Below are 24687 nucleotides of genomic sequence, written 5' to 3' on the forward strand. Positions count from 1 at the left end.
GCCGACGCCTCAGACTTCGAGCGCATGACCGGCCCGTTCGCGCTTGGCCGTCAGGTAGGCGTGGTTGCTCTCGTTGGCAAAGGTTCCCGTGGTGACGACGTCGGATACGGCAACGCCGTTCGAGCGCAACTGAGCGCCCTTCTCCGGGTTGTTGGAGAGGAGTCGAATCTGGGGCACACCCAAGGCCCCCAGCATCTCGGCCGCCACCCGGTAGTCCCGCATGTCGTGACCGAAGTTGAGCACAACGTTCGCTTCGAAGGTGTCCAGACCCCTGTCCTGCAGCAGGTAGGCGTCGAACTTGTTGTACAGCCCGATACCACGGCCCTCCTGCCGCAGATACAGGATGATGCCGCCTTCGTGGGAGCAGATGGCGAGGGCCTCGTGGAGTTGTGGACCGCAGTCACATCGCAGCGAACCGAAAACATCGCCTGTGAGACATTCGGAATGCAGTCTCACCAGCGGATCGCTCCTCTTTTGCCATCCCGGCATAAGAAGGGCGATGTGCTCGCGGCCGTCATGCAGCCCATGAAAACTGACCATGGTAATCGCCCGACGCCCCAGACCGGGAACATCGATAGGGACCTCGACCCTCGCCCTCACCCTAACGGACTCCGTGGGCGCAACGATCACTTCTTCTTTTCCTTCTGTGCGCATACCTGACCACCCTGCAGCTGGAGTTACGAGAAAGAAATGCTGAGCGGAGAGGGGTTCATCCCCATTGCGAGTCATCCGTCTGATCGACAGAGGCGGATATCTCGAACTGCGGATCGTGGGAAATGGACACGATCGATCCGAGCGAAACGAATGCCGCAAGGATAAAAGCCCCGACTACCCCGCGAAGAATATTGGCCTTAAACATCTAGCTGCCTCTTTTGTTTCCGCCATCAGGACCAGGGCGAGTTGTCGTGCTTGCTTTACGAGAGTCTTGCCGCCTCCTCCAATCTGGCGATAGAGGGAACTTGTGACATGATCATGCATTGCAAGAACCAGAAGGATGTGCGAATGTGTATCAAAGCGGACATGTTGAATGAAAATCAGGCATCTGAGATCTGCGAGAGGGGGCTGAACTTCTATGCGCGAATTTTGAAAGAACCTTCAATAAGTCACGACAGCCCTGAGTGCCTGACCCGCCTAGGGCTTCTCCGACGAACAACCGACAACCGACTGGTCGCCATTGAGCCCGGGCTGGCCGCCAGCCGTTTGGTGCGCCCCATGGAGGCGGCCATCGGCCGCCAACAGCACGCCCTAGACTCGGTCCGCGTATCGATCCAGCGTGCCGAGCAGGTCTACCGAGACGCCAGCTACCGCGAGGGGGATATACAGGCGGCCCGTGTCATCAGCGGCGCGGAGATCATCAGCACCACCCTCGCCTCTGCCGTGGAGTCCTGCCAGGAGGAACTCCTCACCGCCCAACCCGGTGGCGGCCGGCCGCAGGAACTCCTAGCGAAGGCCCTCGACAGTGACCTGCCAGCACTCAGGCGCGGGGTGCGGCAGCGCACGATCTATCAACACGCCGTTCGCACCCACGGCTCCACCCTCTTCTACGTTGAGCAAATCTCCGCCGCAGGGGCAGAAGTGCGGACGCTGGACGAGGTATTCGATCGGATCATCGTGTGCGATCGGCGAATCGCCTTCGTGCCGGACCCCGGTGAGCAGCGGAGTCAGACCGCCTTGGCGATAGAGCACCCGGGGCTGATCCGATACCTCGTCAAGATGTTTGAGCACGCCTGGGAACGTGCCACTCCGCTCCAATACTCGCCCGGCGCGCACCGCCCGCCGCTGCTCGCCGACGAAAAGCGTCGGTCGGTTCTGCAGCTCATGGTGAACGGCTATACCGACGAGGCCATCGCCGGGAGGCTCGGCATGAGCGTTAGAACCGTGGCCACCCACGTGCGTAAAGCAACGGAGATCTTCAACAGTCGCAGTCGCGCACAGCTCGCCTATCTCATCGCCAAAGCCGGCTTTCTTGACGATGGGATCGATGCTTGACGCGACCTCAAGGATTTAGGATGCGGCTACTTTCCGATCAACAGATTTACCCGCCGATCTGGGTCCGTCACGCCGCACGTGCGGCCGTCGGAAGCGGATTCCACTGCAGGACCGCACTGCCGAGACAGAGCTGATTCAAAGTCGCGCTGATCATGTGGGGACGCAGGTAGGGCGGCTGTGAGGGCGGGCAGGCCGTGTCGTACGCAACGAAGCTCCGGTTGTTCGGGGTGACCTTGCCAAGTCGCCCTGAGCCTCCGGAGCTTCGATGTGCCGTCAGTTTGCCATGCCTTGTCTGACCAAGTCGCCTACCGCAGTGCAGCGCGTCCTGCCCTCGACGGTGAGCCGGCTGAGTGTTCTGGCTGATCCCCGGGTCGGCGCGGGCATCGGCACTCGCTGGTATCGGTGCTTCTGGCGACCTGCTGCGCGGTGCTGTCCGGTGCCCGCTCCTGTGCGGCTGTCGGTGAGTGCACCGCAGGAGGCTCTAGCCCGGCTCGGGGTCACGCCGGTCGGACCGCTGGGTGTGCGCCGGGCTCCGTCCGCCTCCACCATCCGGCGGGCGCTGATGCTGGTCTGCCCGGGAGCCTTGGCCGACCTGCTGGGACGTGATCCGGCTGGCGCGAAAAGTCTGCCGGTAGACGGAAAGATCGCCTGGGGTTCGCGCACCCGTACCGCTGCGGCGGCCCACCTCCTGTCCACGGTCCGGCCCGGCGGACACGCCGTCGCCCAGCTTCGCGTGCCCGGTGAGACCACCGCGTTCCTGGCCCCGTTCAACTTGACCGGAGTCGCCGTGACCGCGGCGCCCTGCGCCCCTGCCGACACCGCCCGAAGTGGCTGGTAGAGACCAAGAGCGCGCTACCTGCTGGTCGTCGAACGCATCCAGCCCGCCCTCCAAGCCGCCCTGCATTTCGCTGCAGTGGAAACAGGTCACCGCCCGCCGCTTGGATCGCAGACACGGTCACAGACGCCGGGAGACCCGCTCGGTGCGAGCGCTAACCGTCACCGGCCTCGGCCTCGACTTCCCCCACGTCGTGCAGGCCGCGAAGATCGTGCGCCGCTGGACCTGCATGAAGACTGGCAAGCTCACCCGCGAGACGATCTACACCCGCACCGACCGGCCCTCCCCGACCGCGTCCCGGCAGCTCATTGCACGGATCGCCCGCTCCCAGTGGGAGATCGAGGCCGTGCATCGCGTGAGCGACACCGTCTTCGCCGAGGACGCCTCGAAGATCCGCACCAGCCACGGACCCGCCGGCATGGCACCCTGCGCAACTTCACCATCGCGCCCTGCGGACCACCGGCAGCACTAAGGGCTTGCCGGGAAACAAGTCGTGGCTTCCAGCTGTGGGGCTCGTTGGTCTGGTATGGGGAGACCGGAGGGGATCGAGGCCGTTCTGGCGGCGAAGTTCCAGGTGTTGTTGCCGCATCTGGACGAGCGTCAGCGTCGGCTGGCCATAGGGCGGAAGCATTGTCGCTGGGGCATGGCGGCATCAGGATCGTCGCCGCTGCAGCCGGGGTCCGGGAGGCCACGGTCTCGCGTGGGGCGGCTGACTGGACTCCGGTCAGGCCCCGTTGGGGCGGGTGCGCCATCCCGGCGGAGGGCGGAAGAAGGCGGCCGAGATGGACTCTGGGCTGCGGCCGGCACTGCTGGGCTGGTCGAGCCCGACGAGCGGGGCGACCCGATGTCGCCGCTGCGCTGGACGACGAAGTCGACCCGGAAGCTGGCGGCGGAGCTCACCCGCCAGGGGCACCGAGTCTCCGCCGACACCGTCGCCGGCCTGCTGCGGGAGGAAGGCTTCAGCCTGCAGGCCAAAGCCAAGACCATCGAAGGTGCCCAGCACCCCGACAGGGATGCCCAGTTCCGCTACCTCAAAGAGCAGGCACGAGATCACAGGGACGCCGGTGACCCGGTGATCAGCGTGGACAGCCAGAAGGAGCTGATCGGCGACTACAGGAACGCCGGGCACGAATGGCAGCCCGCAGGACAGCCCCTGAGGGTCAAGACGCACGACTTCCCCGGCCAGGCCGAGAAGGCAATTCCCTACGGAATCTACGACATGACGGCGAACACCGGCTGGGTCAGCATCGGCACCGATCACGACACGGCGGCGTTCGCCGTCGCCTCGATCCGACGCTGGTGGCAGGCGGTCGGCCGGCACGACTACCCCGGCGCCCGCCGGCTGCTGATCACCGCTTACGGTGGCGGCTCCAACGGCTACCGCACCCGGGGCTGGAAGACCCAGCTCGCCGACCTCGCCGCCGAGACCGGCCTTGAAATCACGGTGTGTCACCTGCCGCCCGGCACCTCGAAGTGGAACAAGATCGAGCACCGGCTGTTCTCCCACATCACCATGAACTGGCGAGGCAGGCCCCTGACCAGCCACGAAGTCATGCTCCAGACCATCGCCGCGACCACCAGCCGCACCGGCCTCACCGTCCAGGCCGAACTCGACAGCGGTGAGTACCCCACCGGCATCCGCGTCAACGACGACGAGATAGCCGCCCTGCCCATCACCCGCCACCGCTTCCACCGCGACTGGAACTACACCCTCCACCCCCAGCGCCCGAGGGACACGGCGACCACCACCAGCACACGGGACGAGGCCCTGGCGGACAGACCGGCCCGCCCCACGCGGCGTTCGCTACAGGACCCGGAACAGACCGGGATGACCCGCCGGCAGCTCAACGAACTCATCGACGTGCTGACTCCAGCGATCAAGATTCAACGCGAGCAAGTGCTCCGCACCCGCAGAGGCCACGAACGCCTGGTGGCCCCTGGCACAGGAGCCAAACCCCAACTCACCTCAGCCGACCGGGTCCTGGCCACCGTGCTCCACCTGCGAAAACTCGCGACCATGGACCTCCTGGGCCAGCTCTTCAACACCACCGCCATGACCATCAGCCGCGCAGCGAAAGACGTCCGCCCGCTCCTGGAAGCCCACGGAGTTCACATCCCTGCCTCGACCGCCCGCTTCCACACACCGACTGACATCGCGAAATTCCTCCACCTCGACAAAAACAAGATCAAACCGACGTGTTGATTCCCGGCAAGCCCTAAGAGCTCGTAACACGATCATGATCGGACCTTCTTGAGGCGTCTCCAGCAGATCAGGCTGCAGGCGAGGGAGGCGAAGGCGTCGTGGAGTTCGGTGCGGCGCTCCCGGCGCACGGCGAGGCTCTTGAAGTGGTGAAGCAGGGCGAGGGTCTGCTCGACGACGTAGCGGAGCTTGCCGATGCCCTTGATGTTCGGCGACCCCTTGCGGGTGATGACGGACAGGATTCGCCGGTTCCGCAGCTCGTCACGGTGGGCGTTGGAGTCGTAGCCCTTGTCGCCGAGCAGGGCGTCGGGCCGACGACGAGGCCGGCCGGGACGTCCAGCGAGGGCGGGATGCCGTCGACCAGGCGCGGCTCTGGGTCGGGTCGTTGACGTTGGCCACGGTCGTGATGACCTTTACCGGGGTGCCGCGTCCGTCGCAGATCAGATGGTGCTTGCTGCCCGTCTTCCGCCGGTCGACCGGCGACGGATCGGTGTCGGGTCGCCTTATTTCGCGCGGACGTGCGAACCGTCCACGCACTCCCGTGACCAGTCGAGTTCACCCGCCGCGTTCCACTCCGCGAGCAGTCCCCGGTGCAACCGGTCGAAAGACCCGGCCTTCTGCCACCGGTCCCCACGGCGCCAGCACGTCTGCCTCGAGCCGAAGCCCAGCTCCAGCAGCAGGAGCTGCCATGCCATGTCGTTGAAGAGATCAAACTGGATGCCCTGCAGAAGCAGCCGGTCCGGCACGGGCTGCGGCCCTGGCGACCGCTCCGGCCACGGCGGCAGCAACGGCTTGATCAACGCTCACAACTCATCGTCCACGGTCGAGAACACGCCATCACGAACGGCCCAATCATCACACCAGTCACGGCCAACCAGGACGTTTCAGCAAGATCGAATTACGAGCTCTTGAGGCGTATACGCCGTCACCAGCCCGAACGCCGAGCAGGCACCCCGCCCATCTCGCTTTCTTGATCCGCGGCCGCTGGTCGATCGAAGCACTGAACCACGTCGGGGGTTTCACTTTCGCCGAGGACGCTCATAGCTCCGGACAGGCAACGCGTTCCGCGCCACGGCCACCTGCCGCAACATCACCATCGATAGCCCACCCGCCTTGCCAGCCTCTACGGCAGCGCCGTCGCCCATAGGAGAAACGCACGCAAGGCCACAAGACCGCTGCACATCCCTCTCAGGCAGCACTAGGCCAGCAGCCGCTCCGAACTCGCCGTTTCTTCACCGGACACAGCGCCAGCCACACTTGTTCGTTTCTGATCGATATTGACACCCCGAGACGCTCCTTCTAGGGTCGACTCAAGATCATCGAATACGCGGCCGAGTAGTCGCACTTGGGGGTTTTGTGAATAGCTGCGGTGGGTCTCAGGACAGTGCGGCCACAGTTGCTGAAGATTCGGTCCCGCTTCTACCCATAAGCCTCGATCAGGCGCATTCGCCACAAAAGGTTATGGCACACGGAGACCTGCTGCGGCGGTTCGTGGCGGGAGAAGAGTTCAAACCGATCCACATGCGCATCGGCATCATGGGCGCCTGCAACATGCGATGCAACTTCTGCAACTTCCACTCCCCCAACGAGGAGCAGTTCTACGATCTGTTTTCGTTCAAGGACTCTATCGCGACCGACAAGGCCGTCACGCTGATGCGGGAGTTCGCGGCAAACGACGGACGCGCCGTGACCTTCTGTGGCAGTGGCGAGTGCACCATCCATCCCGGGTACGCGCAGATCAGCCATGCCGGCCACGAGGCTGGGCTACGTATCGGACTGATCACCAACGGGTCCAGGCTCGGTCGCCCGGTCATTGCCGAGACCGTCGCGGCCACCCACACCTGGGTGCGCATCGGCCTGAACGCAGGTACCGAAGCCACGTTCAACGCGATCACCCGGGACCGGGAACAGACCTTCGCGTCCTTCATAGGGGCCGTGGGACGGCTGCGCGAGACCGCAGTGGCACCAGACTTCCGCATCGGTTTCAACTTCGTGATCACTCAGCAAAACTACCGGGAGATACTCGCCGCGGCCCACATAGGTTTGGAGTCCGGAGCGCACTACGTACGCTTCGAGCCAGAGTTCTACAGCGCCCTCGGCCACGAGACCATCGAGGCGGTGATGCCGGAGATCGCCGAGTCCCTGCGGGAAGCGGCAGCGCTGTCCACCGACGCATACGAGGTCTCGGTTCCCAAACTCGACAGGGGGCCGATGGACCAAGTCGATAACATCGAAGGGGACTTCGAGCGGTGCCACTACAGCCGATTCGTCACAGCGGTCGGCGCCGACGGCAATCTATACCCGTGCCCGCAGGTCCACCTCAACAGCCGCTACCTGATTGGCAATGTGCTCGACCAAGGCTACGCGGAGGTACTGGAGGGCGGTCCGCGCGCCGAGTGGGAGGTCGCCAATCCTCGCCGTACTGACCTCTGCAAGTCGTGCTTCTACCGGCCGCAGAACGAGCTGCTGGAGCACCTCCAGCGCGGCCAGATTCAGCTGGACCAGGCGTTGGACTCCTACGCCGTGGAGGTTCCCAGCACCCTGCACGCAGACTTTGTATGACCTGACGTCACAAGCCTGTAGTCCAGGACCTTCTCCACTCACTCTCACGAAACCGGTCCGACCATCACCATGCAGATCAGCTCCTTGCGCCGGCTCCTCAACCCCGTGCCAATGCTGCGCGAAACATCCGACTCGGCCGTGCGCACCGCGCGGCCCGGCCTGCTCCGTTCCAAGGTGGAGCGCCTGGCACGGGTCGAGCGTGCGCACTCCGACGTCAGCAGGACCACCTCCACCGTCATAGTGCGCGACGGATTGCGGCGTGAGCAGATGATCCTTACCTCCCCGGCACGCGCTGAGTTCCGGGCTGTTCTGCTCTCGCCCGAGGGTGCCGCCCGAGGCCCTGGGATCCTGGTACTCGGAGGGAGGAACGCCGAGCTGGGACAGCTCACCGGCGAGGTGGCTCCCGACCACCCGGACCGCAATGCCGCCGAGCACCTAGCGCGAGCCGGCTTCACCACCCTGGCCTTCGAGTACGGCATCGGCGGGCTCGACCCTCAACGGCTCGCGGGTCGCGACGAAGGCGTCTTGCTCGCCCATGCCTTCGCACTCACCGGCCGCTCCCTGCTGGGCGCCCTGGTGGGCGACGCACTCGGAGCCCTGGCCGTGCTTCGCAACCATCCGCTGGTCGACGCGAACCGCATCGGGCTGTTCGGCCATAGCCTGGGCGCGGCTGTCGCTCTGCACACCGCGCTGCTGAGCCAGCAGTCCCTCCCTGTCTGCGCCGCCAGCCACCTCGGCACCTATTCAGCCCTTTACGCACGGCTATTCACCGGCTTCGAGGGCGCAGTGCTGCCCGGTATTCTCGAACACGCCGACCTCCCCGACCTATACACAGCCCTGGCCCCAGCTCCCCTCCAGCTCCAGTACGGAACGTCCGACCCCTACTTGGAAACGGCCGATGCCCGCGCCGCAGCAGAATCGATCCGTCAGGGATATGACAGAGTAGGCGGCTCGAAGCCCGACATCCTCGAACTCCCCATGGGGCACGGCACTCATGTGGGCCACGTGGTGAAGTTCTTCGAACGGGAGCTGGCCGAGGCCCAGGCGCAACCCGCCGTCGTGCCTGCCCAGCGAATCCGCTTCGATGTCGCCGACCGGCGCACCGTGCTGGAGCACGTCGACAGTGCACTCGCCTCCGGTGTCCTCACTCAGGGCCCGTTGGCCGCCCGCTTCGAAGAGCTGTGCCGTACCTGGACCGGCACTCCGGGCGTCGCCGTCGCGTCCGGTTCCGCCGCTCTGGAGATCGCCCTGCGGACCATTGGCGTAGCGGGACGCACCGTCCTCGTCCCCGTCAACACGTTTTTCGCGACCGCGGCCGCGGCCGTGCGTGCCGGGGGGCGGGCCCGTTTTGTCGACGTGGAGCTTGACGGACTCGGCATGGACCCGGAAGCCCTGCGGACCGCTCTCGGCGAGTACCGGGACACGGCTGCCGTGGTCCATGTGCACATCGGTGGGATCGTCTCCCCGGCGCTCAGCGGAGTACTGGCCGAGTGCGCCGAGCGCGGCATACCCGTCCTCGAAGACGCCGCACACGCCTTCGGCAGCACCCTGGGTGACCGCCCGGCGGGCAGCCTAGGGCGGTTCGGTGCATTCTCGTTCTTTCCGACGAAAGTTGCGGTCAGCGGCGAGGGCGGGCTGCTCACCTCCTCGGCTCCCGAGGATCTGGAACACGTACGACGCTGGCGGGACCACGGCAAGAGCGCCGCAGGATCCACCCTGCACGACCGGCCGGGCAGCAACTGGCGGCTGAGCGAGCTGCACGCCGCCGTCGGCACCGTGGACCTTGAACGCTTCGCCGGCACTCTGGCCCTCCGGCACTCACTCGCCGCGCATTACAACACCCTGCTCGACGGAGTCACCTTCCTGCGGGCGCACGCGGTGCCGGCAGGCACACAGACCAACTACTACAAGTACATTGCGTACCTGGATGGCTCCGTTGACCGTGACCGACTGAAGAAGCGGCTGCGGGAGCGACACGGCGTCCAGCTCGCGGGGGAAGTCTACGATCGACTCCTCTGCGACCACCCGTACTTCCTTAATGACACTGGCCAGAAGGGAGCGCAGACCCATCCCCGGGGCAGGTGGTTCGCCCGCCACCACATCGCTCTGCCCCTGTACCCGTCCCTCACCCATAGCGAGCAGATACGGGTGGTCTCGGCACTCCGTAGCGAGCTGTCGTGACGCGCCTCCTCCACGCTTTCCGCCGAGGCTGCTGGCATCCCTCGCTCGACACAGCGGCCCTCCCCGGTCTGACGGGGACGCACCTCGCACTCGTTCCAGAGATCGTGGTCGCGTCCGACCGCCGCTGGTGGGACCGCACGGCCCCCGGCCTGCCGCCCGCACCGGCCGAACGGCGCCGGCTGCTCCTGGATGCGCTGGACCTGTTCGAGCATGGTGCCCTCGATATCGGGGGGCTCGGCCCGCAGAGTGGCGACGACTTCCGCAACGCCCTGTGGGAAACGGCCGGGATCCCCGGGCCACTGGTCGACCGCTGGTGTGGGATGCTCCGGTCGTCCCTTAGAGCACGCCCCGAACCGCTGCCGGACACGGCCTTGGCACTCGTTTCGCTGCCGGGTAACACCTTCACCTGCCTGGAGACGGTGCTGGATCAGATCGAGCGCTCGGCAGCTGTGTGGGTTCGTCCCAGCCGACGGGAACCGCTCTCCGCAGCGCGGTTTGTCACGGCCCTGCTGACAGCGGGATGGCCGCCGGAGCGGATCTCCCTCTACCCCACTGGGCAGCAGGTGCTCACCGGCCTGATCAGACTCACCGATCGGCACGTGGTTTTCGGCGGCTCCTCACTCGCTGCATCGGTCCGCGTGTCCGCCGACCTCACCCTGCACGGCCCGGGCCGGGGCTGCGCACTGCTGCCCGACAGGATAGGGACCTCGGAGGCGGTCGACTGGCTCCTGCCGCTGATCGCAGCAGACTCCGGGCGGTTCTGCAGCAACGTCCGCACTGTCGTCCACGCAGGTCCGGCCGAGCCGTTGGCCACCGCCCTGGCAGCGGAGCTCGATGCGATCAGTCCTCATCCCTCGCTTTCTGGGTGGCCGTTGACTGCCTTCCGTGAGCCGGGAGCGGCCGCACGGGCGGCCCGCTCCGTGGCGGACCTGATGCGCCCGGGCGACCGGCTGCTCACTCGGAGGCCCCCGGTCGTGGAGACAGTGGGAGGCGACACCTACGTCAGTCCGCACCTAGTGCTGATCGGCGATGGACTGCACGAGCCGCAGGAGCATCCGCTGCTCGGCCACGAGGTCCCGTTCCCGTTCGCCGCCATGGTACGTGCCACCGGACCGGCCGCCACGGCGATCGCCGACCGGTCCCTCTTCGTGTACCGCCCGCTGCCCGAAGCGGCAGCACAGAAGGGAACCCCATGACGTCCTTGCCGAGCACCCTGCCGGACCCCGCCTCGGCCTACCCGGCCATGCGCGAACACGTCCCAGAACTCGCCGTCGATCTCGATACCTGGACGCGACGCATGATGCGGTGGCACTTCTCGCCGCAGACGGGATCCCCGTTCTGGGTCTCTCGCGGTGGCTCTCTCGGTTTCGACCCAGAGAAGGACGTCGACGGCTTCGCGGCTCTGGAGCTCTTCGGCCTCTTTGACAAGACCGAACTCCGCGCCGCGCACGCCCGGGACTTGCGTCCGCGCGGCTACCGCGACCGCCCCTTCCGGATCTTCGAGACCGGCGGGACGACCGGTGCCCCCTGCCGGATCGTCAACGTCACCCGACTCGCGTACGACGTGAAAGTCTACCGCCTCATGCTTGAGGCACGCGGCCTGGCGGGCGGCGATGTCCTGGCGATGACCCCGATGGGCCCGCACGCCTACGGACACTTCGTGGAAGCCCTCGCGGACTCCTGGAACGGCGCGGTGCACGCAATCGACTTCGACCCGCGCTGGGTCAAGGCGGTGCTGCGGTCGGGTGGCGAGGCGGACAAGTACACAGACCATCTGCTCGCCCAGACGATGCCACTACTGGCCAGCGAACGACCCGAACTCCTCTTCACCACGCCCCGTTTGCTTGTCGAGCTCGCCATGCGGCTGCCCGAACCCCTGCACACGTACGGTGTCCGCGCCGTCTGTACCGGTGGCACCTCCTGCACCCCGGCCGAGGCACAGTTCCTGCGTGAGGAACACCTCGTGGGAGTGCAGTGGATCGACACCTACGGCAACACGCTCGTCGGCCACGCACTGCAGGCCGACGCGGTGCCGGGTGGCCCCCCTCTGCCGCACGGCAGTACGCACTCCTACCACCTGCCTCCGCCCTTCGCGGTGATGACCGTCGTCGACCCGCACGACCCGTGGCGAGAGCTACCCGTGGGGGAGCGCGGTCGGGTTCGGGTCACCACGCTCCTGGAAGACCTGTTCATTCCCAACCTGCTGGAGCGGGACAGCGCCGTCAGGACAGGGCCGCACCCCTGGTTCCCCTGGGACGGCGTGGCGGGGGTGCGGCCGTTCGAAGAGGCCGGAAGCCATGAGGAGGAAGCCGTCGAGGGCGTGTACTGACCGACCTCCCACGTGCCCGCCCACCCGCGCCGAAGGACACCCTCATGCCGGAATCAACGCTGCACTCCAACGGTGTACCCATAGTCTTCTCGCCGGACCTGTTCGGTCCGCTGCGGGCCAGTGAGGGTCTTCTCGACGACCCGCAGGCATTGTGCGAACGTCTGCGCACTGACGGGTATCTGTACCTGCCGGGTGTGCTGGACCGGGCCGAGGTGCTGCGCCTGCGCGGCGCATACTTCTCGCTCTTCCCTGACGGCTACCTGGCTGACGGCGCCCGTCCCGAGGCCGGTGTCTTCTCTGGCTGTGTCCCTGCGGGGCTCCCGGAGTACGGCATCGCGGGACACCCGGCGCACACCTTCGTTCGGTCGGCCGCCTTCCAGCGGTTCGTGGACGACCCGCTGCTCGCCGGCCTCGCCGAGACGCTGCTCGGCGGAAGCGCCTGGATGCTGCCCCGCCGGATCTTGCGCCACTTCCACCGCGGCTCCGGCCGCGCCTCCCGGGCCCATGTGGACCTCGACTACATGAACGCCACTTCCCGGTCGCCCCGGGTGGTCACCATGTGGATTCCGGTGGGCGACTGCCCGCCGCGCACCGGCTCACTGGTCTACCTAGAGGGCTCCCACACGCTCGAGCCCGAGGAGTACGCACCACTGCGCGACACTGTGGACCGCCCCGGCGACCGGCGGCCGATCTCCCACGACCTGGAGCTGACCGCCCGCCACTTGGGCCGGCGCTGGCTGTGGGCCGACTTCGCCGCCGGGGATCTCATGGTGCACGTCCCGCAGATCGTCCACGCCTCGCTTGACACCACCACCGACGCCATGCGTCTGTCCGCTGATATCAGATTCGTCCGCTTCGACGACGTGCCCGACCCGCGCTGGCTCGCACCTTGGTCTGCGGACGATGGAGCATGAACCCGACCCCAGCCGATCGGAGCACCCCTGTGTCCAATAGACCCGAGTCGACCGTTCCTCGGCTCGCGACCCGCCTCACCGCCTACACGGTGTTGGCCCATGACCCGGCCGTGCCGGGCATCGCTGCCGACTACTGGGCCAAGAGCGAGGACCACTACCGAACGGTCGACTGTGCACTCGCCGCCTTTGTGGCCGACGCACCGGCCCCGGAGCGCGCCTACCGGGACGTTGTCACCGACCCCACGCATGCGGCGTCGCAGCACGCACTGCGGGACCACCTCATCGGAGCGCTGGGCGAACGCCCCGCGCAGCGAGCAGTGTTGGCGGCGGCGGTCGCCGAGGCCGACCGGCACATCTGGATCGACTACCACCTCGGCGCCGATTACACCGCGCAGGAACCTCCCACTGCATCGGCGACGTTCCGCCCCCGACCGCAGTCAGGGTCCACCGATGTCCATGTGGTGATCCCCTTCCGGGACCGGTCCGGCGGTCTGCGGACCCGCAATCTGTTGGCCTGCCTGCGGGCTCTCGCCGATCAGGAAGGCGGCCCCGACCATCGGGTCACGGTCGTGGAGACCGACAGCGAGCCGCGCACCCGACGGGCGCTGGAAGGCATAGTCGACCGCTACGTCTTCGCGCGCAAGGATGGCCTGTTCAACAAGTCGTGGGCGGTCAACGTCGGCGTCGTCGAAGCGACCGGGGACGCCGCGTACGTATGCGTCCTGGACGCGGACATCCTCGTCGACCGCCACTTCGTTGCCCGCAATACTGCACGGCTGCGCGACGGCGAACACGGCGCCCACCTGCCGTTCCGCTGGTCACTCTCGCTCGACGGCCCCTCCACCCTGCACGCCATCGGCTTGCGCAATGACCGGGGCGCCGCTAACGTGCCCGACTCGGTGCTGCGTGGCCTGCTACTGCGGGAGCCGCCGGGCGGCTGTGTGTGGCTGCGCACCGACGTCTTTCACACGGTTGGGGGATTCGACGAGCGGTACGAGGGATGGGGCGGCGAAGACGACGACGTGGTCGCCCGACTGGCCGCTGCCGCGCCCCTGGAGCGCTACGAGGACGCGCTGCTGCACCTGGATCATCCCCGGCCGGAGATGACGCGGGACGACGGGCTGCCCTTCAACGCGCATATCGAGCCGCAGAGCTGGACACAGGAGCACGGCTACGGCGAGCGGGACAAGTTCACGGCGGCCACGGCCTGACCGGTGCCCCGCCCAGGGCATCGGAACGGTTCGCCGCCACGATGACGTCGTCGACGAGAACGGCCTCGGCAACTGGGCACACCGGTGGCCGCTCGTCGGCAACCGCCGTGACGAAATCGGCGACGAGCGGCAGATGGGGGTTGGCGTCCGGCGGACGCAGGATCCGCCGGACGCCACCGGGACCCGTGGCCCGCAACTCCCCAGAGTCCAGCTGGTTCAGGACCAGGGAACGGCCGCCACCGTGGAACGACAGGACATCCACCGGCGGTCCGTCCCTCCACTCCACCGAGCAGTGCGCGCGCACTCCTGTGGCCCAGACCAGCTCCACGGTGGCGACGCGCTCGGCGCCCCCAGCGAAGCGCCGGTCCAGCCGGGCACTCACTTCAACGGGCGGCCCGAACAGCATCAGCAGCAGGTCCAGACGGTGGCTACCCGCGTCGGCGAGCACTCCGCCGCCCGAAACGGTCCAGTCAGTGCGCCATCGCATCGGGTGGCCGGGTCCCGGATTGAAGGCGCACCGGAATCGCAATTCCACCCGCTCGGGCGACCACCCGGTCAGCTCGCGGCGGATCTCCCGCACGATGGGGGCCAGCCTGCGGTAGTACGCGACGCCCGCGCACGCCCGCTCCGTGGCAAGCGCGGAGCCGCCAGGGCGCAGGGATCCGGCCAGTGGCTTCTCGATGAGCACGGGCAGACCGGCGTCCAGCGCTGCGGCGGCCAGCGGCACATGGCGAGCGACGGGCGTGGCGACGTACACCGCGTCCGTGTCCGTCAGCAGGTCCAGGGGATCACTGCTGGAAGCGGTGATCCCCCACTGCTCTGCGGCCGTCGCTGTGCGCTTGGTATCTCGCCCATACAGGAACACCGGGTCCTGACCCAGTGCGCGCAGCGCGGGCAGCACCCGCCGGGACACGACGTCGCCGTGCCCGGCGATGCCCCACCTCACGGAACGATCGCTACCTTGAGCGTCTCGTGCGGAGGGCCGTCGTACGGCGCCTCCTCGGCGTCCGGATACAGCGTACGGCTGGCCGACAGCCGCTCCATCGCCTTGGGTAGGTCCTCAAGAGCATAGGTGTGCGTCAGAATCTCCGACAGAAACAGCTCCTTGGCATGAACCAGCCGCTCGGCGATGGCGAGGGCCTCCACCCGGGCGGCGTCGAGGGGTTCGGCGGAGCTGTGCACACGCAGCCCCTTGCGCTCCCAGGTGACCAGGTCGACGGTGACGTGCGTATCCACATGGTGGGTACCGAGCATCACCACGAGCCCGTTCTGCCGTACGAGATCTACGCAGGCGTTGAGAGTCGTCGGCGTGCCCACCGCATCGATAGCCACATCGAAATCGGCCCCCACGTCCAGCAGTCCGGCGCGGCTACCGTCGACACGGCGGGTGGTGTCAGCGCCGAGGAGGGCCGACCGTTCTAGCCGCCAGACGTCCAGGTCGACCGCGGTGATGTGGGAAGCTCCGCGCAGCGCCGCCACACGCAGCGCCATCAGACCGACCGGTCCCTGACCGACGACCGCGACCCGGTCGCCGAGCCGCACACCGCGGGTTGCGTGCACGGCCAAGGGCAGCAGCTGCAGAATCGCGCCCTGCTCGAAGGGCGCATCGTCCGGAAGCAGACCCACGGATATCTCTCGGGCCAGCGCGAAGTCGGCGTACCCGGAGGTCAGCGGGGTGCGGACGAAGACACGTTGGCCCAGCGCCACCCGGGTCACACCGGCGCCGACCGCCTCGACCACACCGGCGATCTCATGGCCGAAGCAGCCCTGAGCACAATGGTCGCGCTGCCCGTAGTAGTGGTAGTACGCCAGGTCGCTCCGGTTGCAGACCGTGCAGGCACGCACCCGCACCAATACCTCCAGCGGGCCCGGCACCGGCACCGGGGCGTTGGTGGCCAGGCGGATGTCGCGCCTGCCGACGAGCTCATACCGTCGCATGATTCTTCTTCTCCTCCGTATGGGGCATCGCGATCCTACGGGCGATCAGAACGGCCACGGTGGCGAGCACGAGGGCGGTGGCGAAGACCAAGACGAAGGCAGTCGCATCCTGCCCTTCGCGTACGTGCGCCGCGTTGAACAGCGCACCGCACAGAGCCATGAGCAGCACGCTGGACAGACTGTCGGACAACTGAAGCGAGGCCGAATTCCGTCCCTGTTGGTCGATGGGTGAGTAATCGAGCGTGAGAACGCCGACGCCAGGCAGCAGCAGCCCCATGCCGAAACCGGCGACCAGGAGCCCGACGGCAACGGTCACGGCGGGCATTCCCCGCAGCGCCCCGCTCACGGTCACGGCCGCACCGGCCGCGTGGATCAGCGCACCGGCCAGAACAACCCGTTCCCTCGGCCAGGACAGGTTGGGGTGCGCCTGCAGCCAGGAGGCGGCGAACCAGGTGAACGCCGCCCCGGTGAGGGACATACCGGCGGCCCCCGGCGAGAACTGCCGTTCGTTCACCAGCATCAGCGGAATGTAGGTCTCGATGGTGAAGTACGCACCGGCCGAGACGCCGCGTAGCAGTACCAGAGACGGGATGCCGTGGCCCGCCAAGAGGGTGCCCGCGGGCAGCAGCGGGCGCAGCCAGACGACCAGCAGGACCAGCCCGACAGCCACCGCAACCAGCCGGTGCGCACCCGACTGTGCCCCGGCGTACTGCAACAGCCCTGCCCCGAGAGCGACTGCCAGTGCGGGCAGGGCCCGCAGCCCGCTTGGCCGGCTGCCGTCCTCGTCGCCGTTCGGCTGCAGGCACCTCAGCTGGCCGGCGAGCAGCGCCAGGGAAGCCAACCCCAGGGCCGCGATGCCGTAGAACACCCAGTGCCACGAGAGGCGATGCGTCACAGCACCGGCAATCGGCGGACCCACCATGGAAGGAACGATCCAGCACGCGGTGATCAGCGAAAACATCCTCGGCCGCAGCGCGGACGGGTAGGTGCGCCCCACGACCACATACAGCGCCACGGTGACCGCTCCACCACCAAAGCCCTGGACGTAGCGCCCCAACAGAAACGGCACGATGGCGTCGGCGAGGCCGGACACCAGCGCACCGCCAGAGAAGAGCACCAGCCCGGCACAGAGCGCGGGTGCGGGCGTCCTGCGGTCGGACCAGCCCCCCGCAAGCACCGTCCCCACGATGCCAGTCGTGAGAAACCCGCCGAACGCTAGGGAGTACAGGCCGAGTCCATCCAGATCCTGGATAGCTATCGGCATCACTGTACTCAGCGCGAGGCCCGCGAATGCGACCAGGATGAAGGTGCTGCTTATCGCCAACGTACGGGCTCTGTAGAGGCGGGAGAACACCCCTGGCGTCCCGGTGGCGGCATGCATGGTCAACCCCTGTCGCCTGAAGTAAAGCACCGGGAGGCTTACACAGGCCTCCGGCGGAGTCAACCCGCCTTTCGGCGCGACGCGAGATATCGGCCCCTACCAGGAGAAGAGTCCACAGGAGGTGAACGCCTGCGGGTCAGTCGCTGCTTCGACTGATGATCACCTTGACACTCTGGATTGGTATAGGCCAACATCCCTTTCATCCTGCGCCGTCGAGCATGCTTTCCCAACGGCGCGCATCGTGCCCGAGCTTGAGGACCTTCATGGTAGAGAACAACCACCCGGAACTCATGAGGCTGGCCAACTCCGTGCTTCAGCCGGGCTTCGTTGGAACCACTGCCCCGGACTGGCTGCTTCGCAGGATCGGCGACGGCCTCGGTTCCGTCGTCCTGTTCGGACGCAACATTGAAACCCCCGAACAGGTCGGCGCGCTCACTGCTTCGCTGCGCGCCGAGAACCCCGACCTCATTGTCGCCATCGACGAGGAAGCGGGCGACGTCACTCGCCTCGAAGCGCGTAACGGGTCCTCCTGGCCCGGCAACCTCGCCCTGGGCGTCGTCGACGACATCGACCTCACCGAACAGGTCGCCCGCGACATCGGCCGCGCGTTGCGCGAAGTCGGGGTCTCACTGAACTACGCGCCCAGCGCCGATGTGAACTCCAACCCGATGAACCCGGTGATCGGCGTCCGCTCCTTCGGCTCGCGCACCGACGTCGTCTCCCGCCACACCGCTGCCTGGATTCGAGGCCTTCAGTCCGCCGGCGTCGCCGCCTGCGCCAAGCACTTCCCCGGCCACGGCGACACGGACATCGACTCGCACTACGCTCTGCCGCAGGCGAAAGCAGACGCTTCCGCGATCGCCCTTACCGCCCTGCCGCCGTTTATCGCGGCCATGGAAGCGGGCGTACGCACGGTCATGACTGCGCACATGCTCACCCCGGCGTACGACGGGCACCTGCCGGCAACACTGAGCCCTCGGATAATCAACGACTTGCTCCGTAACGACCTCGGCTTCACCGGCCTTGTCGTGACAGATGGCATCGAGATGGGCGCCGTCTCCGCCCGCTACGGGATAACCGGCGCGACCGTCTCGGCAGTGGCCGGAGGCTGTGACGCGGTGTGCGTCGGCGGCGAGAGCGCCGAGGAGTCCACAACCGTCGAACTCACAGACGCGCTCGTGCGCGCCGTCCTCGACGGAACCCTACCCGAGCAGCGTCTGGCCGAAGCGGCCGCTCGTGTGCACGAGTTCGCCGCCTGGTCCGCCAAACTGGCTCGCGACTTCACGCCCGACGAGCAGAGCGTCGACATCGGTCTCGTGGCAGCCAGGCGGGCGGTCACAGTCCACCGCAACCAGGGCGCCGAAGCCGAGATTCCCCTCGTGCGCGACGCACACGTGGTGGAGCTGTCCCCCGTGACGAATCTTGCCATCGACGGCTGCACCCCCTGGGGTGTGGCCGACCCACTGCGAGTTCTGCAGCCCGGCACCACCTCTGTGCGCATCGGAGAGTCCGAATTTCGTGGTGCTAAGGACCTATTGGAGCGGGCCGCACTCGCGCCTGCAATCGGGCGCTCCCTCGTCATCGTCGTTCGCGATGCGGCCCGCAACAGCTGGATGTCACAGGCCCTGGATGGCCTCGTACGCCGTCGCCCCGACGCGCTGGTCGTTGAGATGGGTGTACCCGGTGGGGCCCGTCCCGGGGCCGTGTACGTGACCACGCACGGCGCAACCCGCGTCTCCGGTATCGCCGCCGCCGAATTCCTCCTCGGCGGCGGCTGACCGGAAAGGAAAGGCCATTTCGCCGACTGTCAACGGGCAGAGTCCGCCGAACGGATCACCGCTGGCAAGCCGACAGCTGACGCTGCCAGGCGAAACCCGACCCCGATAGCTGCCAGGTCCTTCTCGTACGCACCGTGACGGCGAGCGCACCGGGCTAGATCGCGGTCGTGGCGGAACGAACCACCGCGGGTGATGTGGGGGTCGAAGGCCCAGTCCTCAACCTGCGGTACGTCGTCGGGGGCCCCTGGGTAGGGGGCGTATAGCGTAGAGGTCCACTCGTCTGCGTTTCCCGCCATATCCAGAACCCCGAACGGGCTGGCCCCCTCAGGGAACGAGCCGACTGGGGTAGTCGTACCGATGCCGGAATCCACCATATTGGCAAGCCCGGTGCGATATTCTTCGCCCCACGGAAATTCCCGGCTGTCATCACCGCGGGCGGCTCGCTCCCACTCGTCCTCCGTTGGCAACCTGACGCTCGGGACATTGGTCTGCTTGCCGTACCACAAGCAGTAGGCTGTCGCCGCATCCCAACTCACTCCGATCACCGGATGGTCTTTGGGCGCCCTTGGGGTCGGCCGACCGGTGGCTGCGGCAAAGACGGCCCACTGGGCGACTGTGACCGGCGTACGGGCGATCCGGAAAGCCCGAAGGTGGATCTCCTTACAGGGGGCTTCCTTGCGGTACCACTCCACCGGCACTCGCGTGTCGGCGTAGCGATCCGCCACCAGCGGAATGTCATGAACCGGGGTGCCCCGACGGAGCACCCCGGCAGGAATTTCTACCCAGTCCACTGGTTCGATCTGCACTGTTCCTCCTCAGCCTGGTCATTGGCGTCATCATGATCGCCTTTGCGCATCGAGGAGGCATCGCCCCATGGGTGGATAACAACAGGGACCTTGGTACTAGGCCATGTTTTCCGGATCTCACGACCTGAGCGCGGCGTTGGGAGGCATCCACGAGTAAGTACTGCGTCGGCCAATCATATTGGGTGGTGGTGCGTTCCCTGCAGGTCAGATTGATGTCGCAGCGTGAACGACATTAAGACCTGTCCCGTAAATGATCTCTGAACCGTGGGGACGTGGTCGGCGACCAGCCCGACTGCTTGTCTATCCGGCGAGGTTGGGGTTGTGGAGTCGGGCGATTCTGAGCATGGCGTGGTGGACTCCGTCGCCTTTGAGGCGGCAGTCGCGGAGGATCTTCCAGGTCTTCATGCGGGCGAAGACGTGCTCGACGCGGGCGCGGACCTGTTTGTGGGACTTGTTGTGGGCCTGTTTCCAGTCGGGTAGCTCTTCGCCTTTGCGGCGTCCGTGGGGCATGACGAGCCCGGTGCCCGGATAGCCTCCGTCTGCGATCGTCATGGTCTTGCCGACGGCGGCCTACGCGCCGGACTCCTCCCACGCCTTGCAGTCGTTGCGATTGCCGGGCAGGGGCCGGCCGACCAGTACGACGAGTCGGGTGTCGGCGTCGATGACGACCTGGTGGTTGGTGGAGTACCGGTAGTTCTTGGACTGCTCGGCGATGGTCTGGTCGCGGGTGGGCACCAGAGTGCCGTCCACGATGAGCACGGTGTCCTTACGGAATCGCTTGCGGGGCTGCAACGCGAGCGACGGGCCGAGGTCATCGATGATGCGGTCGGCCGCGAACCTCGAGATACCGAAGAGCGGGGCAAGCTGGCGCAACGTGAGGTTCGAGCGCCAGTACGCCGCGACAAGCAGCACCCGGCCTTCCAGCGGAAGGGACCACGGGCGACCCTTGCGCACCGGATCCGCACCCTCGCGGCGCAACTCAGTCACCAACTTGCCGAAAACACGCGGGCTCAGCCCCGTGAACGTCGTTTCATGGTGCCGACACAACGTCGAGAATGCCCCTATGACTGAAAAGCTGGTGAAGTTTCTCAAGGCGCGGCTGGACGAGGAGGCCGACTTGGCACGACGCTGCGACGGCGACTGTTGCGGAGAGTGGTCTACCCACGGACACACGGTCGACTTCTGTCAGGTTGACCTCTCCGGATTCCACCCCACGATTGCTCTGCATATGGCTCTGCACGACCCGGCCCGCGTCCTGCGCGAGGTCGAAGCCAAACGGCGCATACTGGCCCGTCACGTCCGCGACCCCTGGCCGTGCCACGACCTGCGAGACCTTGCCTCGCCCTACACCGTCCACCCTGGCTTTCCCTCACGGGCCTGAAGCGGCACAGCCCACGAACAGGGCGCCCAACGAGGCCGCGTGTTGGACCGAACCACACCCACTGACGATCATTTACGGGACAGGCCTTAGCCATGTAAGGGGACCGGTATCGATTGAGCAGGACGACTGTCAGCGATCGGCTTGGCGGACGTGGTTAGACCAGTGGTTCGCTCAGCTCGATGGAGCGCAGAGCCGCCGCCAAGGCCCGTTCGTCGCCGATATCGAGTGCCGTGTCGGTGAGCTTGATGACGTGTTCGTCGCCGTGTGCCAGGGCTCGTTCGAAGACCTCTTCAGGGGTGAAGGTTCCGGGTGGGGTGTACGTGACTGGGGTATTGGGTGCGTACATCGCGGTCACTGCCGCGGAGGCTGTCCATGCAGCCCGCAGGCTTGGTACCCACAGGATATGGGGGAGCGCGGGCAGGGTCCGCAGGACGGCATTGGGGGCCGTTGCCGCGTGGACCAACATGGTCTCCTGGCCATGACCGTGTGTGGCGTACCGGTGAGTGGCCGCCCGCACCAATTCGACGAGGCAGTGGTGCGCCTCTCTTGGGTCGGTGATCGCGCTTGCCCACGCCGGCAGGCTCGTGATGCGTCCGAGCCGGGCGGCGAAGCCGCCGTCCCGTTCGGCGATGGACGCAACCGCGTTGAGGGCGGTGGCTGCGCTGTCGGCGCCGGGCAGTGGGGCAATGTGTTTCGAGACGGGATGATAGCGGGCGGCCCAGTAACCGAGACCGTGGGCGAGCTCGACCAGACGCGGCTCGGTGCCCTCGCTGACCAGAAGAGTGCGCACAGCGTGGCCCACCCTGATCACCGGATGGGTTGAGCCGCCGTACATGCCGGGCATGAGACGGGGCCACCAGTCGGTAAGCACGTCGCGCCAGGGGCGCTCGACGATCTCGCGGCCAAAGTAGCCAATCCAGTCGGCAGCGCGGCGCGAGTCGCCAATCGCCAATCGCCAATTGTCCTCCGTGACCGGCTCGACACCGGACGGGAACTCCTCAAGTTTACGTTTATACAGGTCGAGCCAGCGGTGCACCGAACTGGCCTGGCCACGCGCGGTCAGGGCCTCAACGGCCATTGGCGCGTGATTGGTAAGCTGCCCAAGCCGCTCCGGCCCTGAACTGTGCAGGCGCTGGAGCGCCTCGTCGAGAATGCCCGTCGTGTCCATGGCGACGACGGTAGGTGAGGCGCCGCGGCGACGTAACAGGCTGAAGGCCTAGTTCTCCAGCTGTAGATCGTGTTCTTTCTGGTGGGGGTCGGTGCGCAGCGGGCGGGGCCACCGTTGATCATCGTGAGTTGTGTGGACTGACAATGAGAGAGTGGCCGCTGGTCACAGCATAGATCCCGGTCGTTGGCGGGAGACGTTCGAGGTGGCAAGGCCCGGATTGCGGGCCGGTCCGCCCGGGTCGAACCCCGAATACAGGCCGGGCGGTTGATGCTGTGGCTGCTGTCGGGCCTGCCGCGCAACAACTGCTGGACGATCGCGGAGCGGGCCACGGCAGGAGCCGACGCTCCTGCTGCAACCGAGGTCCCGGCGGACATGGAGACCGGGGCCAACTCCTCCTCCGGCATGTGTCGCTGTCCGGACAGTGGCTCGGGCTCGGCCGTGGTGCTCTCGTCTCCCTCGCCGTCTTCGGCGTCCCACTCGTCTTCGACGCGACCCTCTCCTCGGCGCTGCTGCGAGCGATGACCTTCATGATCGTGGCCTCGCCGTGCGCGGTCGTCCTGTCCACGATGCCGGCGCGGCGTGCTCGCCAAGTCCGCCGTCGTCATGGAACGCCTCGGCCAGATCGACACCGTCGCCCTAGACAAGACCGGCACCCTCACCGAGGGCAGGCCTCGCGTCACCGACCTGCGCCCTCTGCCCGGCAGCGGCCTCTACGAGGAGGCGCTGTTGGCGCTGACCGCGTCCGCCAAGCACCCCAGCGAGCACCCACTCGCCCGCGCCGTCGTCGCCGCCGCCCGCGAGCGCGCCCTGCCCCTGGGCAGCGCCGGTGGCTTCACCTCCGCGCCCGGCCAGGGTGTCACCGCCACGGTCGACGGTCACGTCGTCACGGTCGGCGCCCCCGCCCGCCTCCCGGCGACCAGCCGGTGCGAGCGGTCGTGGCCGAGCTGAAGGAAGTCGGACGGACCGCCGTCATCGTCCTGCGCGACCAGGAGCCGGTGGGTGTGCTAGGCATCGCGGACCGGCTCCGCCCGGATGCGGCGGCCACCGTAGCCGCCCTCACCCGCCTAACCGGCCGCACCCCGATCCTGCTGACCGGCGACAACGAGCGCGCCGCACAGCACCTAGCTGCCGAGGTCGGCATCACCGGACTGCTGCCCCAGGACAAGGTGGCAGCCGTCAAGGAGTGGGAAGCCCAGGGGCGCCGGGTGCTGGTCGTCGGCGACGCTGTCAACGACGCCCCCGCCCTGGCCGCCGCGCACTCCGGGATCGCGATGGGCAAGGCCGGCTCCGACCTCGCTCTGGAGACCGCCGACGCCGTCGTCGTCCGCGACGAACTCGCCGCCATCCCCTCCATCGTCCAGCTCTCCCGCACCGCCCGACGCCTCGTCATCCAGAACCTGGCCATCGCCGGGACGTTCAGCGGCTCGGTGTTGCCGGCCACGAGGGCTCCACCGTCATCGTCGGCCTCAACGGCCTGCGCCTGCTGCGCGAGACCGCCTGGCCCCGCCTCACCCAGGACACCGCGTGAGCAAACGCACCCGCTACGTCGCACCCGCCACCGGGGCCGCGCGACCGACCGTGACCGTATGCCGAGGATGCTGCTGCGGCACCCCCAAGGTCCCCGGCCTCGACCACACCGCCCAACTCCGCGACCTGCGCCGCGCCCTCGACGGCGGCGCGACCGTACGAGTCACCGACTGCCTCGACGCCTGCGAACGCGCCAACGTCATCGTCGTCCAGCCCTCTGCCGGAGGGCGCCGCAACGGTGGCCGACCCGTCTGGCTCGGCCTCGTCAACGACCCCGACGCCACCACCGACATCACCACCTGGATCAAGGACGGCGGCCCCGGCCTCACCGACCCACCCGACATCCTCGACCTCTACACCTTCCGACCTTCCCGCCGCATCCAAGCCGAACTCCACGACGAGTAGCGCTCACACTGCTGATGTCTCGGCGTCCGCTGCTGGCGGCCGTGCGACGCCGGCAGCGGACGCCGCCGACCCGGTTTCCCCT

19 protein-coding genes and 3 pseudogenes are annotated in these 24687 nt (G+C 67.2%); 14 read left to right on the forward strand and 8 right to left on the reverse strand.

The features are described 5' to 3' along the window. Nucleotides 1-9 precede the first annotated feature (9 nt). Complete coding sequence (gene ribA / locus ACFWRV_RS11235; protein WP_384331688.1) at nucleotides 10-654, reverse strand: GTP cyclohydrolase II; 645 nt, start codon at nucleotides 652-654, stop codon at nucleotides 10-12. A 312-nt stretch (nucleotides 655-966) separates the two neighbouring features. Here ribA and ACFWRV_RS11240 point away from each other — a divergent pair, with 312 nt between their 5' ends. The 4 genes from ACFWRV_RS11240 to ACFWRV_RS11255 all read left to right on the forward strand — a co-directional run bounded on the left by ACFWRV_RS11240 (nucleotide 967) and on the right by ACFWRV_RS11255 (nucleotide 5027). After that, entirely contained in the window at nucleotides 967-1989 is a 1023-nt protein-coding gene (locus tag ACFWRV_RS11240; RefSeq protein ID WP_384331691.1) for a LuxR C-terminal-related transcriptional regulator, read from the forward strand. Nucleotides 1990-2425: 436 nt separating this feature from the next. Next, a complete protein-coding gene (locus ACFWRV_RS11245) occupies nucleotides 2426-2827 on the forward strand; it encodes a hypothetical protein (protein ID WP_384331695.1) in 402 nt (133 codons plus the stop codon). A 142-nt stretch (nucleotides 2828-2969) separates the two neighbouring features. Further along, complete coding sequence (locus tag ACFWRV_RS11250; protein ID WP_384331698.1) at nucleotides 2970-3296, forward strand: hypothetical protein; 327 nt, start codon at nucleotides 2970-2972, stop codon at nucleotides 3294-3296. 54 nt (nucleotides 3297-3350) lie between these two features. Then, nucleotides 3351-5027 (forward strand): ISAzo13 family transposase, encoded by a 1677-nt coding sequence (locus ACFWRV_RS11255; protein ID WP_384331700.1) that lies wholly within the window; start codon nucleotides 3351-3353, stop codon nucleotides 5025-5027. Between the two features lie 32 nt (nucleotides 5028-5059). On the opposite strand, the pseudogene ACFWRV_RS11260 reads toward ACFWRV_RS11255, so the two are convergent. Then, a pseudogene (locus ACFWRV_RS11260) lies at nucleotides 5060-5824 on the reverse strand (IS5 family transposase). 661 nt (nucleotides 5825-6485) lie between these two features. Between ACFWRV_RS11260 and ACFWRV_RS11265 the strand changes: the two are divergent. The 6 genes from ACFWRV_RS11265 to ACFWRV_RS11290 all read left to right on the forward strand — a co-directional run bounded on the left by ACFWRV_RS11265 (nucleotide 6486) and on the right by ACFWRV_RS11290 (nucleotide 14221). Then, nucleotides 6486-7586, forward strand: a complete 1101-nt coding sequence (locus ACFWRV_RS11265) for a radical SAM protein (RefSeq protein ID WP_384331703.1) — start codon at nucleotides 6486-6488, stop codon at nucleotides 7584-7586. Between the two features lie 69 nt (nucleotides 7587-7655). Further along, a complete protein-coding gene (locus tag ACFWRV_RS11270) occupies nucleotides 7656-9767 on the forward strand; it encodes a DegT/DnrJ/EryC1/StrS family aminotransferase (RefSeq protein ID WP_384331706.1) in 2112 nt (703 codons plus the stop codon). Next, nucleotides 9764-10963: a hypothetical protein gene (locus ACFWRV_RS11275; protein ID WP_384331709.1), complete on the forward strand. Its 1200-nt coding sequence runs from the start codon at nucleotides 9764-9766 to the stop codon at nucleotides 10961-10963. Before ACFWRV_RS11270 ends, ACFWRV_RS11275 begins: the two co-directional genes overlap by 4 nt. After that, complete coding sequence (locus ACFWRV_RS11280) at nucleotides 10960-12096, forward strand: hypothetical protein (RefSeq protein ID WP_384331712.1); 1137 nt, start codon at nucleotides 10960-10962, stop codon at nucleotides 12094-12096. The genes ACFWRV_RS11275 and ACFWRV_RS11280 overlap by 4 nt, the downstream gene beginning before the upstream one ends. Before the next feature lie 44 nt (nucleotides 12097-12140). Continuing rightward, a complete protein-coding gene (locus tag ACFWRV_RS11285; RefSeq protein WP_384331715.1) occupies nucleotides 12141-13010 on the forward strand; it encodes a phytanoyl-CoA dioxygenase family protein in 870 nt (289 codons plus the stop codon). Between the two features lie 29 nt (nucleotides 13011-13039). Continuing rightward, nucleotides 13040-14221 (forward strand): galactosyltransferase-related protein, encoded by a 1182-nt coding sequence (locus ACFWRV_RS11290; RefSeq protein WP_384331718.1) that lies wholly within the window; start codon nucleotides 13040-13042, stop codon nucleotides 14219-14221. Here the strand turns inward: ACFWRV_RS11290 and ACFWRV_RS11295 are convergent. The 3 genes from ACFWRV_RS11295 to ACFWRV_RS11305 are packed head-to-tail and all read right to left on the reverse strand — an operon-like array spanning nucleotide 14202 to nucleotide 17540. Continuing rightward, complete coding sequence (locus ACFWRV_RS11295) at nucleotides 14202-15167, reverse strand: Gfo/Idh/MocA family protein (RefSeq protein WP_384331721.1); 966 nt, start codon at nucleotides 15165-15167, stop codon at nucleotides 14202-14204. The two genes, ACFWRV_RS11290 and ACFWRV_RS11295, sit on opposite strands and share 20 nt — an antisense overlap. Next, nucleotides 15164-16159: a zinc-binding dehydrogenase gene (locus ACFWRV_RS11300; RefSeq protein WP_384331724.1), complete on the reverse strand. Its 996-nt coding sequence runs from the start codon at nucleotides 16157-16159 to the stop codon at nucleotides 15164-15166. The genes ACFWRV_RS11295 and ACFWRV_RS11300 overlap by 4 nt, the downstream gene beginning before the upstream one ends. Beyond that, nucleotides 16146-17540: an MFS transporter gene (locus tag ACFWRV_RS11305; protein ID WP_384331727.1), complete on the reverse strand. Its 1395-nt coding sequence runs from the start codon at nucleotides 17538-17540 to the stop codon at nucleotides 16146-16148. Before ACFWRV_RS11305 ends, ACFWRV_RS11300 begins: the two co-directional genes overlap by 14 nt. Nucleotides 17541-17803: 263 nt before the next feature. Between ACFWRV_RS11305 and ACFWRV_RS11310 the strand changes: the two genes are divergently transcribed. Continuing rightward, a complete protein-coding gene (locus ACFWRV_RS11310) occupies nucleotides 17804-19318 on the forward strand; it encodes a glycoside hydrolase family 3 protein (protein WP_384331730.1) in 1515 nt (504 codons plus the stop codon). A gap of 29 nt (nucleotides 19319-19347) precedes the next feature. Here the strand turns inward: ACFWRV_RS11310 and ACFWRV_RS11315 are convergent, their stop codons facing one another. Both ACFWRV_RS11315 and ACFWRV_RS11320 read right to left on the reverse strand, forming a co-directional pair. Next, the gene (locus ACFWRV_RS11315) at nucleotides 19348-20124 is read right to left on the reverse strand and encodes a formylglycine-generating enzyme family protein (RefSeq protein ID WP_384331734.1); all 777 of its coding nucleotides are present in this window, start codon (nucleotides 20122-20124) and stop codon (nucleotides 19348-19350) included. 300 nt (nucleotides 20125-20424) lie between these two features. Further along, nucleotides 20425-21189, reverse strand: a pseudogene (locus tag ACFWRV_RS11320) (transposase). On the opposite strand from ACFWRV_RS11320, the gene ACFWRV_RS11325 reads away from it, so the two are divergent. After that, nucleotides 21188-21505 (forward strand): DUF6221 family protein, encoded by a 318-nt coding sequence (locus tag ACFWRV_RS11325; RefSeq protein ID WP_384331737.1) that lies wholly within the window; start codon nucleotides 21188-21190, stop codon nucleotides 21503-21505. The pseudogene ACFWRV_RS11320 and the gene ACFWRV_RS11325 overlap by 2 nt on opposite strands. 154 nt (nucleotides 21506-21659) lie before the next feature. Here the strand turns inward: ACFWRV_RS11325 and ACFWRV_RS11330 are convergent, their stop codons facing one another. Next, on the reverse strand, nucleotides 21660-22673 hold the full coding sequence (locus ACFWRV_RS11330; protein WP_384331740.1) for a questin oxidase family protein: 1014 nt from the start codon (nucleotides 22671-22673) through the stop codon (nucleotides 21660-21662). Nucleotides 22674-23119: 446 nt separating this feature from the next. Between ACFWRV_RS11330 and ACFWRV_RS11335 the strand changes: the two are divergent. Together ACFWRV_RS11335 and ACFWRV_RS11340 are read left to right on the forward strand one after the other, a co-directional pair. Then, nucleotides 23120-24201, forward strand: a pseudogene (locus ACFWRV_RS11335) (HAD-IC family P-type ATPase); the annotation flags it as partial. Next, nucleotides 24198-24605, forward strand: coding sequence for a (2Fe-2S) ferredoxin domain-containing protein (locus tag ACFWRV_RS11340; protein WP_384331743.1), 408 nt, complete (start codon nucleotides 24198-24200; stop codon nucleotides 24603-24605). The pseudogene ACFWRV_RS11335 and the gene ACFWRV_RS11340, both read left to right, overlap by 4 nt. Nucleotides 24606-24687: the final 82 nt, after the last annotated feature.

This window comes from Streptomyces sp. NPDC058576, from assembly GCF_042718715.1.
Classification (GTDB): domain Bacteria; phylum Actinomycetota; class Actinomycetes; order Streptomycetales; family Streptomycetaceae; genus Streptomyces.